The sequence below is a fragment of the Roseomonas sp. KE2513 genome, assembly GCF_016107305.1.
Classification (GTDB): Bacteria; Pseudomonadota; Alphaproteobacteria; order Acetobacterales; family Acetobacteraceae; genus Roseomonas.
The window spans coordinates 1-13,615 of sequence record NZ_RCVR01000015.1; the positions used below are offsets into that span (position 1 = coordinate 1).

Below are 13,615 nucleotides of genomic sequence, written 5' to 3' on the forward strand. Positions count from 1 at the left end.
GGCGCGACGGAAGCGTGCCAAACCCCTTCATGACCAGGGCTTGCCTATGCAGGCGCCTGACCCACGCCATCGCGCGGCCAGCCGGCTGACCGCCTGGGGCAGCACCGTGACCAGGAGAGGCCATGTTCCCGGCCAGGCGACCTCGTCCGAGGGCGCCGCGAGCGAGGTGCCGGGCAAAGCGTGAGGCACGGCGCCCAGGCCTGCGAAGCAGGCCTGTGCCACCACTTTTCCCGCCGCTGCGCCTCGCAGCGCGCCCATGCCTGTCTCCTGCACCGCCCTGCCCCAGGGCTCGCTGGGGCTTTACGGGGCCGCTGAGCAAGCGGCGGGCCGCGCAAAGGAATAATTTTCAGATCAAAGGGTTAAGAAGAAGGGAGGATGGCAACTTCCATCCCCCTGTAAGGTTTCGAAGACCCGGTGAAATCCTTTCTCTTACCCGATGAGGTGGATGTCGCTCGCGTGCAGCACCGTGCCGGCGGTGAAGCTCGCGATCGTCACGGGGGCGGTGCCGCCCGCGCCATCCACGTCCCAGAGCAGCTTGGCCACGTCGGTCTCGTAGATGAACTGGCCGGTGCCGGGCGGCGCGGTCGAGACCCCCGTCGTGTTGCTGACGAAGCGGCTCGCCACCGAGGTGGACAGGGCCAGGCCGCCCTTGAACCCCGCCACCGAGATCTCGATCACGTCCGTCCCGGGCAGGAAGTCGGTGATCGTGTCGCCACCCTCCGCCGCGGAGCCGTAGCGGAAGGTATCGGCACCCGCGCCACCCTCCAGCGTGTCCGCGCCGAGGCCGCCGATTAGCGTGTCGTTACCGCCGCCGCCATAGAGCTTGTCGTTGCCGGCCAGGCCGCTGAGGGTGTTGTTCAGCGCGTTCCCGTAGATCGCGTTGTCGAGGGCGTTGCCGCTGCCCGTCAGCGCGCTGCCGCCGAGATCCAGCCGCTCGACATTGGCGGCGAGCATGTAGCCGGACACGCTGGCGACCACACGGTCATAGCCGCCAGCCGCCGCCTCGGACACCACGTCGCCGAGATTATCGACGAGGAAGGTGTCGTCCCCGGCGCCGCCGATCATGATGTCCGCGCCGTCGCCGCCGTCGAGCCAGTCGTCCCCGTCGCCGCCGTAGAGCGTATCCGTGCCCGTGCCGCCCTCCAGCGTGTCCTTGCCGGCATTGCCGTAGATCTGGTCATCGCCGCCCATGCCGCGGAGAAGGTTGTCCAGGCTATTGCCGACAAGGATGTTGTCGAGGGCGTTGCCGCTGCCCGTCAGCGCGCTGCCGCCGAGGTCCAGCCGCTCGACATTGGCGGCGAGCACGTAACCGGACACGCTGGCCACCACGCGGTCGGACCCGCCGCCGGCCGCCTCGATCACCACGTCGCCGAGGCTGTCCACCTTGTATACGTCGTCGCCAACACCGCCAGTCATCGTGTCGGCGCCAGCGCCGCCGTCGAGCACGTCGTTGCCGTCGCCGCCATTGAGCACGTCGTTTCCGTCACCGCCGTTGAGCGTGTCGTTGCCACCCATGCCGTTGAGGACGTTGTCCAGCGCGTTACCGACGAGGAGGTTGTCGCCGCTGTTGCCGCTGCCTGTCAGCGCGCTGCCCTTCAAGTCCAGCCGCTCGACATTGGCGGCGAGCACGTAGCCGGAGATGCTCGCCAGGACGCGGTCGGACCCGGCGCCGACCGCCTCGATCACCACGTCGCCGAGATTGTCCACGGTGTAGAGGTCGTCGCCGGTGCCGCCAGCCATCGTGTCCGCGCCGGCGCCGCCGTCGAGCACGTCGTTGCCGTCACCGCCGTTGAGCACGTCGTTGCCGTCACCCCCGTAAAGGCTGTCGTTGCCGTCGCCGCCGTAAAGCGAGTCGTTGCCGGCCAGTCCCTTCATCACGTCCGCGCCGGTTGTCCCGACGAGATAGTTGCTGCCGGCATCGCCGATCAGCCCGGTCGCCGGCGTGGTGAAGGTCACGGGGCCCGGGCGCTCAAGGGAAGCCGTGCCGGAGGCGAGCGCCTGTCCGCCATAGGTGATGCCATCGACATAGAGGTTGCGGTCGAGGTCGGCGCTGCCGCCCCAGGCGTCGTTGAGGAAGTTCACCTCGACATTGTGGGGGCCAGCACCCCAGTTGCCCTTCAGCGTCACCGTGTCCGACTGGCCGAGGGCGTGGCTGGCCGAGGCCGTCAGCGTGCCGCCGACCTGCACGCCGTTGACCTTGACCGTGTACTGGGCGTCGCCCTGGTAGGCGTCCTGGCTAATCTTCAGCACCAGCGTGTCCGTGCCGGTGCCGATCGTCGTGTTCACCGCGGTGGCGGCGGCCGGCGTGGTGAAGGTCACGGGGCCGTTGCGCTCAAGGGAAGCCGTACCGGAGGCGAGGGCCTTGCCGGCATAGGTGACGCCGTCGACGTAGAGGTTGCGGTCAAGGTCCGAGCTGCCGCCCCAGGCGTCGTTGAGGAAGTTCACCTCGACATTGTGGGGACCAGCACCCCAGTTGCCCTTCAGCGTCACCGTGTCCGACTGGCCGAGGGCGTGGCTAGCCGAGGCCGTCAGCGTGCCGCCGACCTGCACGCCGTCCACCTTGACCGTGTACAGCGCGTTGCCGTTGTAAGCGTCCTGGCTGATCTTCAGCACCAGCGTGTCCGTGCCGGTGCCGATCGTCGTGCTCGTCGGCACCGGGGCCTCGACCGGCAGGGTTCCGGCACTCGGCGACGCCGTCGGGGTCGGGGTTGGGGCGGCGCCGGGCGCGGCGAGGTTGAAGGTCGGGTCGCCGGCGAAGGTGCGGGAGTCGACGAAGGGCGCGCCGGCTGCGACGAGGGCGTAATAGGCGTTCAGCGCCTCCTGGCTGCCCGTCAGGTCATAGATAGCCGAGAGGCTGGCAAGGGCGGTCTGCGCGTAGTTGCCGTCCACCTTGGACCAGCCGTCCCCGTTGGACCAGCCGCGCGCGACGGTCGCGGCCCCGATCTCCGCCCAGGTCTTGTAGATCGCGCCCGTGTTCGGATCGCTGATCGCGATGAGATAGGCGGCGCCGTCGTGCATGTTGAAGCCGCTGCCGTCATGCGTGAAGCGGCCAACGAGGAAGTTCATCTCCCACTTGAGGAAGGTGAGCGCGTCGGCATTCCCGGCGCGGGCGGCGGCTGCGGCGCTGGAGGCGAAGTAGTCCTGCTGCCACCCCGGCAGGGCGCCGGGGACGCCGTAGCCGCCGGGCACCCAGCCATGGGCCTCGCCCTGCTGAGCGGTCCACTCCGGGATCTTGGAAACGAGCCACTTCCAGTTGCCGTCGGAGGCCGCCTGGAAGAAGGCCTTCTCCGCGCTGCCGTCCGGCGCGGCCCAGGCGGCCTCGTCGATCTGGCGCAGGTTCCAGGCGGCGGAGCGCACCTGGGCCCCGTTGGCCACGATGTCGGCGGCAAACATCCGCTGGTCCGCCCACTCGCCCATGATCGCGGCGGAGGCCTGGGCGTGGATGTTGTCGAGGATCCAGCGCTCGCCCGTCATCAGGTAGGGCACGTAGGAGAGGTCCGGCTGGTGCGCGGTGTCGTAGGCCCAGCCGGTGTCGTCGACGATCTGCTGCGTCAGGCCGGTCGAGTTCGAGGCACCCGGGGTGCCCGTGCCGCCGCGGTAGTCGGTCCAGACCTTCGCGTAGTTGTCGGTGTTCAGCCAGGTGTTGTGCGCCGCGTCCCAGAAGTGAATGGGAACCGCGTTCGCGGCATCGGCCTGGCCGAGCGCATAGGCCGCCGCGCGGGCGTCCTGCGTCATGAGCCAGGTGGTGTTGACCTGCGTGGTCGGCCCGATGTCGCTGCGCGCGCCGGTGGCCGGCATGTACTGCGTGACCCCGTTGGCCGAGAGGGGATCCCCCCAGCTGGAGGAGGTCATCCAGGAGGCCATGTCGTTCAGCATGGAGTCGTTGACGCCGGTGCTGAGATTATAGTGCGCGACGGCGCCCGCCGCCTGGAGATAGGCGGTGTCGTGCTGGATGTTGAGCCAGCCGGCGGATGGGCTGCCGAGGCCCTGCCCGCCGCTGGTGCCGGTCGTGAAGCTCTCGTGCCAGTTCTGGTACTGGCCCTGGCTGATGGTCTCGTTCGCGACGACCTGGCCGTCGAGCTGGGCCTTGAGGGTGTAGTTCACCCGCCCGCCCGTCGCCTGCATGGCGTCGTCGTTGTTGAACTGCGCATCCACCGACAGGCCGCCGCCCTTGTAGGCCGTGACGTCGAAGACCATCCGCTGCGAGCCCGGCAGGTCGATGGTGACCCGCGCCTCGGCGGCCAGGTCGCCCTTCTGCCAGAAGGAGGCGGTGCCGTTGGCAAGCGCCGTCTTGAGCGCGGCGAGGACGTCGATGGTCGTGGTCGCGCCGCCGTCGGGCGTCATGTCCACCTTGAAGGAATGGGCGCTGATCGCCTGGGCGAGGTCGATGGCCGGCGCGGCCGGGACGGCGCCGTGGGTGAGCACCACGTCGAGGGAGGTGCCGGCGGCGATGTCGGGCCGCTCGAGGGAGAGCACGACCATCTTGGCCGAGCCGTCGGCATAGGTGCTCTTGACGTCCATCTGGACGGCGACGGTCTTGCCGCCGATCTCCGCGACAAGGCCCGTTCCCTTGGGCACGTCACCTTGCTCGAAAACCTGTCCGAAGGTGGTCACCCCACCCTTCAGGGTGGCGACGCCCGCGTTCTGCAGCTTGAGGGCGACGACATCATCCGCGCCGAGCGTCGCGAAGGTGGGAAGAACAACCTGGGACATGCTTCTGCCTTCTCTCGACCGTTGGGAGGCCAGTTGCCGCCTCTTGGGCCGGCGGGCTCACATAATCGTGTGAACACCGAAACGTGAAGGCATTTATCAACCGCTTCGTCACGCAATCGTGATTGAACGGCGAAGTGTGTCTTTCGTGCCGATATCAGGACAGTTGCGGTACTGCAAAAACTTGTAGGCTGTATGAGGTGCCTTCCGCGGCATCTCAGCCCGGCCGAACCGCACTTTCTGTAGAATAATCCTCAAGTAGTATATTTTTTTGCGTCGAGTTGATGTGCACTGACATCCATTGAGATCTCCGCCTCTTGCTTATTTCGAAACGGTCAAGTGCTTAGCAGCGAGGCTTAACCTCCAGTCAGACTTGAGTTGTGGGTTCGCCAGCCCAGAAAGGGCTAGCGGTCATCAGCCCGTGGCTAAGAACCCATTCTTATATTTTGAGCGATTTTCGCAACGAAAGTGCTGCAGCAGGAACCCTCTCCAGCCCACCATCTCTGCGCTGGACGCGCCAATTTCTGCTACCGTCATGCCGCACAAGCCCGGCCCTCCATGCATCAGACCCGTCGCTCCCTAGCGTCCCGCCTTCTCGGCACCCTCGCGGCCTTGCCCGCCCTTGTCTCCGTGCGGGGCGCGGCAGGCCAGGTCGTTCCGCCATTGGCGCCAGGGCTGGCGAGCGATGTGCGCGCCCTGCTTCAGCGCGCGCGCGGAACCATGCCGACAGGCAATGCCCGCGGCCGCGCGGCGCTGGACCGCACGCTGGGGCGGCTGGACGATCTTGGCCTCGGCGATCTCGAACTCGGCGCGGGCGCGGGGGCGGGGCGTCTTGTGCTCGTCAACATCGCGGCGGCGGAACTCGTGGCCTATGACGCCGGGCGGGAGGCCCTGCGCTCGCGAATCGTCGTCGGCGCAGCGCGCACGCGGACACCGCAGCTGGCCACCTTCGTCACCACTGTCCGCAGCAACCCGCCCTGGTACGTGCCCGCCAGCATTGAGCCGGAGATCCGCGCGGCAGGGGCGGTGGGGTTCCGCGTCGTCAACGGGCGCCTGATCCAGCCGCCAGGGCCCGCCAATCCACTCGGCCCGCTCCGAATCGGCCTTCTCGATTCGGATGGCATCTTCCTGCACGGGACGAGCAGCCCCGGCCTTTTTGGCCGGCAGGATCGCGCCCTGTCCCATGGCTGCGTGCGCGTGGAGCGCATCCGGGATCTTGCCGCCTGGATGCTGGGCACAACCCCGGCCACCATCGCCGCAACCCTGGCCAGCGGACGAACAATCGATCTCGTCCCGCCAACGGAGGTCGCGGTGGCCATCGCCTATCTCACCGCCTGGCCGGATGCGGCGGGGCGGGTGGTGATCCATGGCGATCCCTACGGGCTGGACGCGCCGGGAAGCCGCCGCGCCACCTACCGCCGCGTTCCCAGGCCCCTCGCCCAGACGCCTGCCGAAGCGGATGCCCCGGCACGTGCCGCGGCCCCCGAGGACAACCCGCTTTGAGGGTTCCTTCCAGATGTCGGCCGGGACTGGCACATCGGGCGGCAGGGCTCCACCGCCCCGCGTCCCATCCGGCTTCTCAGTGCCTGCCGAGCGGTCGTCCCGTCCGCCGCGAGATCGCGATTCGGTCGAGCATCGCGGTGGCACAACGCTCGGCGGCATCGAGATAGGGCGTCTCGGCGGCGGGTCCTTCGACCGCCCTCGCGGCGTCGGAACTCTTCGCCACGAAGACGAGCATGGACACCACCTCCTCAAAATCGGGTTGGGGCAACCGGGCCGCCACGGCGGCGATCGTCATCTCCAACACGAGTAGGCGCGTGTTCATATCCGCCGGAAGGGACGTGCCAAGAGGAATCTCGGTCTCGTCGGATCTCATGCGTTCATCCTGGAACCCCGATGGCACCTGTCCAAGCCTTCTGCCTGCAGCAATACAACCTAACGGTTCAGAACGATCCGCGTACATAACGTCATAGAGAGCAGCCGCTGGGAGATCATTTACTTCACGGTCCCCAAGGGCGGGGTTCCAGCGCCGGAACCCCTGGCTACGCCCATCGAGGCTGCGGGCAGCGGCAGGCTGATGCAGGCATGCCACCGGCGCCACATGATCCCACAGGGAAGATTTGCTGCGACGCACAAAAACCGCTTGCGCCCTTGGCGGGATGGACGCATGATCCTCCCGCAGCAACCCGGCACGGCCGGGCTGCTGTTTTCTTGGACGTTTCCTCCCTAAACTCGGCGGTACCTTCGGGTACCGCCTCTTTTTTTGCCGGGTACGCGGACCGGCAGGATGGGGTCAGGATGCGCGCAAGGCAAGCATCTTGGCGGCACCATGCTCCCGCTCAGCCAGGATCTCCCAGTCCTCGCCCAAGGCCAGCGCCTCGTTGCGTCCCACCTCCAGACAGATAAGAGCCGCCGGGGCGATCCAGCCGCTGCTCCGCAACGCCGCCAGCGCCTGCGGCCCCATCTCCTTGCCATAGGGCGGGTCCAGGAACACGAGGCCGCAGGGGAATTCGGGGCGGGGCGGGCGCAGCACGTCACAGGCAATCACGCGCGCGGTCCCGGTCGCCCCCAACACATCGATATTGGTGCGCAGCGCCGCCAGGGCGGCGCGATCCCGTTCCATGAAGACCGCGCGCGCCGCCCCGCGGGAGAGCGCCTCGAGGCCCAGGGCCCCGGTGCCGGCGAAGGCGTCCAGCACCTGGGCGCCCTCCACCGCCGCCCGTCCGGCCCAGGGCGCGTGCCACAATGAATCGAACAGCGCCTGGCGCACGCGGTCCGCGGTCGGGCGCGTGCCCTCCCCGGCCGGGGCCTGGAGGGCGCGGCCTCGCCAGCGGCCGGCGACGATCCTCAATTCCCGCGCCTCATGCCGCCGACACCACGCGGCGCCCGCCCATCAACCCTCCGTATGGGGCTTGCCGCCCCAGGGCGTGCGGTGGGGATCGCCGGCCCGGCGGGCGCGGGGCGGGCGGGTCCGGCGCGGGGCAGCATCGTCCGGAGGCAATTCGGTGCGCTCCACGCCGCGCTGGATGCGGGGCGGCGCGCCGACGCCGAGCTGCTCGCGCATGGTGCGGGCGTTGACCTCCTCCACGGCGCCGACCGGCAGGGTGCCGAGCTGGAAAGGGCCGTAGGCAACGCGGATCAGCCGGGTCACATGCAGCTCGAGGTGCTGCATCACGCGACGGATCTCGCGGTTCTTGCCCTCCTGCAAGGAGACGGTCAGCCAAGCATTCGTGCCCTGGCGGCTGTCGAGCCCCGCCTGGATGGGGCCGTACTTCACCCCCTCGACCGTCACCCCGCGGGCAAGCCAGGCGAGCGCGGCCTCGTTCACGCGGCCATGGACCCGCACGCGGTAGCGGCGCAGCCAGCCATTGGAGGGCAGTTCCAGCCGCCGCGCGAGGGCGCCGTCATTCGTCAGCAGCAGCAGCCCCTCGCTCGTCAGGTCGAGGCGGCCGATGGAGACGAGGCGCGGCAGGCCCGCGGGCAGCTTCTCGAAGACGGTCGGGCGACCCTGGGGGTCCTTGTGCGTCGTCACCAGCCCGTCCGGCTTATGGTAGCGGAACAGGCGCGTGGGCTCGAGCGCGCCCACGGGGCGGCCGTTCACCGTCACGGCGTCGCCGGGTGCGACGAAGGTGGCGGGGGTCTCCACCACGGCACCGTTGAGGGTGACGGCGCCCTGCCCGATCAGCACCTCCGCGTCCCGCCGGCTGGCGATGCCGGCGCGGGCGAGGAACTTGGCGATTCGCTCGCCCCGGCCGGCACCCTCGTCAGAGTTCGCCGCGCTCATGCCGCGGCCCGATGCGAGCCCGTTCCGCGGGCGGCTTCGACGAAGGCGTCGAGGATTGCCTGGTCGCGCGCGTCCACAGCGTATTCGGGATGCCACTGCACGCCGAGGCAGAAGCGGTAGCCCGGGTGCTCAAGCCCCTCGACCACACCATCCGGCGCGCGGGCATTGACGATCGCCCCCTCCCCCGGCCGGTCCACCGCCTGGTGGTGGGCGGAGTTCACGGCCATCGATGGCGCGCCGACGATGCGGGACAGCAGCGTGCCAGGGGTGAGCGCCACCTCGTGCCCGGGCTCCGTGCGTGGGTTGGGCTGCTCATGCGCCAGGGCGTCCGGCACCGCATCCGGGATGTGCTGGATGAGGGTGCCGCCGAGCGCCACCGCCAGCAACTGCTCCCCGCCGCAGATCCCGAGCACGGGGATGTTCCGCCGTAGAGCGCCGCGCAGCACCGCGATCTCGAAGTTCGTGCGGCCCTCCTTCAGCACGACCGTGTCGTGGCGCGGCCCGCCGCCATACATGGCGGGGTCCACGTCGAAGGCGCCGCCGGTGACGAGCAACCCGTCCAGGCGGTCCAGGTAGTCGTCGGCCAGGGCGGGGTGGTGCGGCAGGGCGATGGGCAGCCCGCCGGCCTCGGCCACGGCGCCGAAGTAGTTCCGCCGCAGGGCGTACCAGGGCAGCTTGGAATAGCCGCCCGGCTCTTCCGCATCGAGGGTAAGGCCGATCAGGGGTCGTGCGGTCATGAGGGGGTTGGTAGAGCCTCGACGGGCGCCTCCACAAGCGTCCGTAACGCGGTGCGGAGGTCTGGATGGCGGATGGCACGCCAATGGCGCTGGCGCTGGAGGAGGCGCGGGCCGCCGCCGCGCGCGGCGAGGTGCCGGTGGGCGCCGTGGTGACGGATTCCGCAGGCACGCCCCTCTCCCGCGCGGGGAACGAGGTGGAGGCCCGGCGCGACCCCTCCGCCCATGCGGAAATCCTGGTCATGCGCGCGGCCACGGCGCTGCGCGGGGCGAAATGGCTCTCCGACTGCACTCTCTGGGTGACGCTCGAGCCCTGCCCCATGTGCGCCCAGGCGGCCTCCTTCTTCCGGATGCGGCGGGTGGTCTTCGGGGCCTATGATCCCAAGGGCGGCGGGGTGGATCACGGGGCGCGGGTGTTTGCCGCGCCATCCTGCCACCATGTACCGGAGGTTGTGGGAGGGGTGCGGGAGACGGAGGCCGGGGCGCTGCTGCGAGGCTTCTTCGCCGAGCGGCGAAATTAGCTCCGCTTTAGCGTGAATCTTTCTTTCCTCGCGTATCGTTCGGTGAATTACCCTGCGCGCTGGACGGGATCCGCCCGTCCGCCAATGCTTGGCAAGGAGGACAGGACGATGCTCACCCGACGAAGCCTTCTGACTGCGGCGACCCTGCCCCTGGCGGCACCCGCCCTTGCCCAGGCGACGCCTACCCTCCTCAATGTCTCATACGACCCGACGCGGGAGTTCTACCGCGACTACAATGCCCAGTTCGCCGCCCAGTGGCGGGCGCGCAGCGGCCAAGCGGTGCGGGTGAACACCTCCCACGGCGGATCCGGCCGCCAGGCGCGCTCCGTCATCGACGGGCTGCAGGCGGACGTGCTGACCCTCGCCCTCTCCTACGACATCGACGAGGTGGCGGAGCGCGGGCTGCTCTCAAAGGACTGGATGGGCCGACTGCCCCACAACAGCGCGCCCTATACGAGCACGATCGTCTTCCTCGTCCGGAAGGGGAATCCGAAGGGGCTGAAGGACTGGGGGGACCTGCTGCGGCCCGGCGTCGCGGTCATCACGCCCAACCCCAAGACCTCCGGCGGGGCGCGCTGGAACTACCTTGCGGCCTGGGCCTGGGCGCTGCGCCAGCCCGGCGGGAACGACGGCTCGGCCGAGGAGGCCATGGCGCGGCTCTTCCGCAACGTGCCCGTGCTGGACACCGGCGCCCGGGGAGCCACCACCACCTTCGCCCAGCGCGGCCTCGGAGACGTGCTGCTGGCCTGGGAGAACGAGGCCTACCTGGCCACCCAGGAATTCGGCGCGGACAAGTTCGACACGGTCTTCCCCTCCGTTACCATCCTCGCGGAGCCCTCCGTCGCGGTGGTGGACCGCATCGTGGATCGGCGGGGCACGCGCGAGGTTGCGGAGGCTTACCTCCAGGGCCTCTACACGCCCGAGGGGCAGGCGCTGGCCGCGAAGCACTTCTACCGCCCTCGCGACCCGGCGGTGCTGGCCACCAATGCCGCGCGCTTCCCGGCGATGGAGTTGGTAACGGTGGACGACCGCTTCGGTGGATGGGCGAAGGCGCAGGCGGCCCATTTCGCCGATGGCGGCAGCTTCGACCGCGTGATGCGGACGGCGCGGTGAGCGCATCGCTTCTCGCGGGCCGCGGCGCGCGGGCCCGGGCCATCCCGGGCTTCCGCACGACCCTCGCGGTCACGCTTCTCTGGCTCGGCGTCATCGTGCTCATTCCCCTGGCGGCACTGGCGCTGCGGCCGCTGGAGCTCGGGCCGGCCGGGCTGATCGCCTCGCTGAGCGAGGAACGGGTGGTCGCGGCGCTGGGGCTCTCCTTCGGTGCGGCGCTGCTGGCGGCGCTGCTGAACCTTCCGCTGGGGCTGCTGCTCGCCTGGGCGGTGGTGCGGCTGCGCTTTCCGGGGCGGGGAATCCTGGACGCGGCGCTCGACCTGCCCTTCGCTCTGCCCACCGCCGTCGCCGGCATCGCGCTCACGGCGATCGCGGCGCCGAACGGCTGGGTCGGCGCGCCGCTAGCGGACCTCTTCGGCTGGAAGATCGCCTTCACCCGCGCGGGCGTCGTGCTCGCGCTGATGTTCGTCAGCCTGCCCTTCATTGTCCGCACCGTGGAGCCTGTGCTGCGCGACATGGCGGCCGAGGCGGAGGAGGCGGCGGCAACGCTGGGGGCCACGCGGGCGCAGACCGTTCTGCGCGTGGTGCTGCCGGGGCTGCTGCCCGCGCTGCTCACGGGCTTCTCCCTCGCCTTCGCGCGCTCGGTCGGGGAATATGGCAGCGTCATCTTCATCGCGGGCAACCTGCCGATGCTGACGGAGATCGCCCCGCTGCTGATCGTCATCCGGCTGGAACAGTACGACTACGCGGGCGCCGCGGCGGTGGGGCTCGCGATGCTCGTGCTCTCCTTCCTTCTGCTGCTCGCGATCGAGCTGGTGCAGCGCCGGCTTCGGCGGGGCCGCCGATGAGGGAGACCTTCCGCCCGGCAACGCAGGATTCGCCCCTCGCACGCCGGCTCGTCGCAGGGGCCGCAATCCTCGTCGCGCTACTCCTCCTCGCCCTGCCGCTCGCCGCCGTCTTCGTCGAGGCGCTGCGACGCGGCCTGCCGGTGGCGCTGGAGGCGCTGTCCGAGCCCGACACGCTGGCGGCCATCCGGCTGACGCTGATCGTGGCCGCCATCACCGTGCCGGTGAACCTCGTCGGCGGGCTCGCCGCGGCCTGGTGCGTCGCCAAGTTCGACTTCCCGGGCAAGCGGCTGCTGACAGCGCTGATCGACCTGCCCTTCTCCGTCTCCCCGGTGATCGCCGGGCTGTCCTTCGTGCTGATGTTCGGCGCGCGCGGCTGGTTCGGCCCCTGGCTCGATGCACGGGACATCCAGATCATCTTCGCCCTGCCTGGCCTCGTGCTGGCGACGCTCTTCGTCACCTTTCCCTTCGTCGCCCGCACGGTGATGCCGCTGATGGCCGAGCAGGGACGCGACGAGGAGGAGGCGGCCGCGACGCTCGGCGCGGGCGGGCTTCAGACCTTCCTTATGGTGACGCTGCCCGGGGTGCGCTGGGCGCTGCTGGCGGGCGTGCTGCTGTGCAACGCCCGCGCGATGGGGGAGTTCGGCGCAGTGTCGGTCGTGTCCGGCCATATCCGGGGGGAGACCAACACGGTGCCGCTGCATGTCGAGATCCTCTACAACGAGTACCAATTCGCCGGCGCCTTCGCCGTCGCCGCCCTGCTGGCGCTGCTCGGGCTGGTGACGCTGGCGGCGAAGGCGCTCCTCGAGCGCGCGGCAGGGCGCCGGGCCGGGCTGCACGCGGGGGATGCCGCTTGACCGTCGAGGTACGTGGCGTGACGCGCCGCTTCGGGAACCTCGCCGCGCTCGACGACGTCTCGCTCTCGGTCGCGGAAGGGGAGTTCGTCGCGCTGCTCGGCCCTTCCGGCTCGGGCAAGACGACGCTGCTGCGCGTGCTGGCGGGGCTGGAGGGCACCGATGCCGGCACGCTCCGCATCGCGGGCCGCGACATGGCGGGCGTGCCGGCGCGCGAGCGGGGGGTCGGCGTCGTCTTCCAGCACTACGCTCTGTTTCGGCATATGACCGTCTTCGACAACGTTGCCTTCGGGCTGCGCGTGCGGCGTCAGCGGCCGCCCGCCGCCGAGATTGCGCAGCGCGTGCGGCGGCTGCTGGAGCTGGTGCAGGTGCCGGAGCTGGAGCGGCGCTACCCCGATCAGATCTCGGGCGGGCAGCGGCAGCGCGTGGCCCTGGCCCGGGCGCTCGCGATCGAGCCGCGCCTGCTGCTGCTGGACGAGCCCTTCGGCGCGCTCGACGCCCTCGTGCGCAAGGAGGTGCGGCGCTGGCTGCGCGGGCTGCATGACGGACTCGGCATCACCAGCGTGCTCGTCACCCACGACCAGGAGGAGGCGATGGAGATGGCCGACCGCGTGGCCGTGATGGAGCGCGGGCGCGTGGTGCAGGTCGATACCGCGGCGGCGCTGCTCCGCGAGCCGGCCACGGCCTTCGTCGCGGGCTTCGTTGGCGACGCCGCGCGCCTGCCCTGCGCGGTGAGGGACGGCGTGGTGCGCTTCGACCCCCTGCCCATCGCGCCCATCGCTGCCGCGCTGCCGGACGGCCTGGCCACCGCCTTCGCGCGGCCGGGCGAGATGGTGGCCCGCCGAGGCGCCGGCGAGGCGCAGGTGCGCCTGGTGCGGGATGAGGTGGAAGGCCCCGCGCGGCTGGTGGTGGGAGCCGGCGCCGCCGTGCTGGACGCCGTCGCCGCGCCGGGCGAGCACTTCGCCCGCGGGGATTCCTGCCTTCTCTCGCTCAGCGGCGCGCATGTCTTCTCGGTGGACGGCACCCGGGCGCGGGCGGGCTGAAACGGCGGCAACGG

The 13,615-nt window shown here is 70.2% G+C and carries 12 protein-coding genes; 7 read left to right on the forward strand and 5 right to left on the reverse strand.

Annotated features, from left to right (window positions below):
* On the forward strand, nucleotides 1–184 hold a 184-nt coding region (locus D9599_RS31390; protein WP_232480573.1), incomplete at its 5' end, for a hypothetical protein.
* A gap of 245 nt (nucleotides 185–429) precedes the next feature.
* On the opposite strand, the gene D9599_RS16045 is transcribed toward D9599_RS31390, so the two are convergent.
* Nucleotides 430–4,713: a carbohydrate-binding domain-containing protein gene (locus D9599_RS16045; RefSeq protein ID WP_198382292.1), complete on the reverse strand. Its 4,284-nt coding sequence runs from the start codon at nucleotides 4,711–4,713 to the stop codon at nucleotides 430–432.
* A 555-nt stretch (nucleotides 4,714–5,268) separates the two neighbouring features.
* Here D9599_RS16045 and D9599_RS16050 point away from each other — a divergent pair.
* Complete coding sequence (locus tag D9599_RS16050; RefSeq protein WP_198382293.1) at nucleotides 5,269–6,213, forward strand: L,D-transpeptidase family protein; 945 nt, start codon at nucleotides 5,269–5,271, stop codon at nucleotides 6,211–6,213.
* A gap of 76 nt (nucleotides 6,214–6,289) precedes the next feature.
* Here the strand turns inward: D9599_RS16050 and D9599_RS16055 are convergent, their stop codons facing one another.
* The 4 genes from D9599_RS16055 to D9599_RS16070 form a co-directional block, all read right to left on the reverse strand.
* Nucleotides 6,290–6,586: a hypothetical protein gene (locus D9599_RS16055; protein WP_198382294.1), complete on the reverse strand. Its 297-nt coding sequence runs from the start codon at nucleotides 6,584–6,586 to the stop codon at nucleotides 6,290–6,292.
* Nucleotides 6,587–7,003: 417 nt separating this feature from the next.
* Nucleotides 7,004–7,561 carry a 16S rRNA (guanine(966)-N(2))-methyltransferase RsmD gene (gene rsmD / locus D9599_RS16060; RefSeq protein ID WP_198382295.1) on the reverse strand — a complete coding sequence of 186 codons (558 nt, stop codon included), beginning with the start codon at nucleotides 7,559–7,561 and terminating at the stop codon, nucleotides 7,004–7,006.
* A gap of 42 nt (nucleotides 7,562–7,603) precedes the next feature.
* On the reverse strand, nucleotides 7,604–8,494 hold the full coding sequence (locus D9599_RS16065) for a pseudouridine synthase (RefSeq protein ID WP_198382296.1): 891 nt from the start codon (nucleotides 8,492–8,494) through the stop codon (nucleotides 7,604–7,606).
* A complete protein-coding gene (locus tag D9599_RS16070; RefSeq protein WP_198382297.1) occupies nucleotides 8,491–9,231 on the reverse strand; it encodes a gamma-glutamyl-gamma-aminobutyrate hydrolase family protein in 741 nt (246 codons plus the stop codon). The genes D9599_RS16065 and D9599_RS16070 overlap by 4 nt, the downstream gene beginning before the upstream one ends.
* 65 nt (nucleotides 9,232–9,296) lie before the next feature.
* Here D9599_RS16070 and D9599_RS16075 point away from each other — a divergent pair, with 65 nt between their 5' ends.
* From D9599_RS16075 to D9599_RS16095, 5 genes are all read left to right on the forward strand, one after another.
* Complete coding sequence (locus D9599_RS16075; RefSeq protein ID WP_232480574.1) at nucleotides 9,297–9,749, forward strand: nucleoside deaminase; 453 nt, start codon at nucleotides 9,297–9,299, stop codon at nucleotides 9,747–9,749.
* 108 nt (nucleotides 9,750–9,857) lie between these two features.
* Nucleotides 9,858–10,862 carry a sulfate ABC transporter substrate-binding protein gene (locus D9599_RS16080; RefSeq protein ID WP_198382298.1) on the forward strand — a complete coding sequence of 335 codons (1,005 nt, stop codon included), beginning with the start codon at nucleotides 9,858–9,860 and terminating at the stop codon, nucleotides 10,860–10,862.
* Nucleotides 10,859–11,707 carry a sulfate ABC transporter permease subunit CysT gene (gene cysT, locus D9599_RS16085; RefSeq protein WP_309228645.1) on the forward strand — a complete coding sequence of 283 codons (849 nt, stop codon included), beginning with the start codon at nucleotides 10,859–10,861 and terminating at the stop codon, nucleotides 11,705–11,707. The genes D9599_RS16080 and cysT overlap by 4 nt, the downstream gene beginning before the upstream one ends.
* Nucleotides 11,704–12,561 carry a sulfate ABC transporter permease subunit CysW gene (cysW, locus tag D9599_RS16090; RefSeq protein WP_198382300.1) on the forward strand — a complete coding sequence of 286 codons (858 nt, stop codon included), beginning with the start codon at nucleotides 11,704–11,706 and terminating at the stop codon, nucleotides 12,559–12,561. The genes cysT and cysW overlap by 4 nt, the downstream gene beginning before the upstream one ends.
* Entirely contained in the window at nucleotides 12,558–13,601 is a 1,044-nt protein-coding gene (locus D9599_RS16095; protein ID WP_198382301.1) for a sulfate/molybdate ABC transporter ATP-binding protein, read from the forward strand. The genes cysW and D9599_RS16095 overlap by 4 nt, the downstream gene beginning before the upstream one ends.
* The last annotated feature ends 14 nt before the right edge of the window (nucleotides 13,602–13,615 follow it).

Excerpts from the sequence above, each read along its gene's own strand:
- D9599_RS16050 (WP_198382293.1), top strand. The coding sequence starts at position 5,269 with ATGCATCAGACCCGTCGCTCCCTAGCGTCCCGCCTTCTCGGCACCCTC.
- D9599_RS16080 (WP_198382298.1), top strand. The coding sequence starts at position 9,858 with ATGCTCACCCGACGAAGCCTTCTGACTGCGGCGACCCTGCCCCTGGCG.
- D9599_RS16055 (WP_198382294.1), bottom strand. The coding sequence starts at position 6,586 with ATGAGATCCGACGAGACCGAGATTCCTCTTGGCACGTCCCTTCCGGCG.
- D9599_RS16045 (WP_198382292.1), bottom strand. The coding sequence starts at position 4,713 with ATGTCCCAGGTTGTTCTTCCCACCTTCGCGACGCTCGGCGCGGATGAT.
- cysW (WP_198382300.1), top strand. The coding sequence starts at position 11,704 with ATGAGGGAGACCTTCCGCCCGGCAACGCAGGATTCGCCCCTCGCACGC.
- D9599_RS16070 (WP_198382297.1), bottom strand. The coding sequence starts at position 9,231 with ATGACCGCACGACCCCTGATCGGCCTTACCCTCGATGCGGAAGAGCCG.
- D9599_RS16065 (WP_198382296.1), bottom strand. The coding sequence starts at position 8,494 with ATGAGCGCGGCGAACTCTGACGAGGGTGCCGGCCGGGGCGAGCGAATC.
- D9599_RS16075 (WP_232480574.1), top strand. The coding sequence starts at position 9,297 with ATGGCGGATGGCACGCCAATGGCGCTGGCGCTGGAGGAGGCGCGGGCC.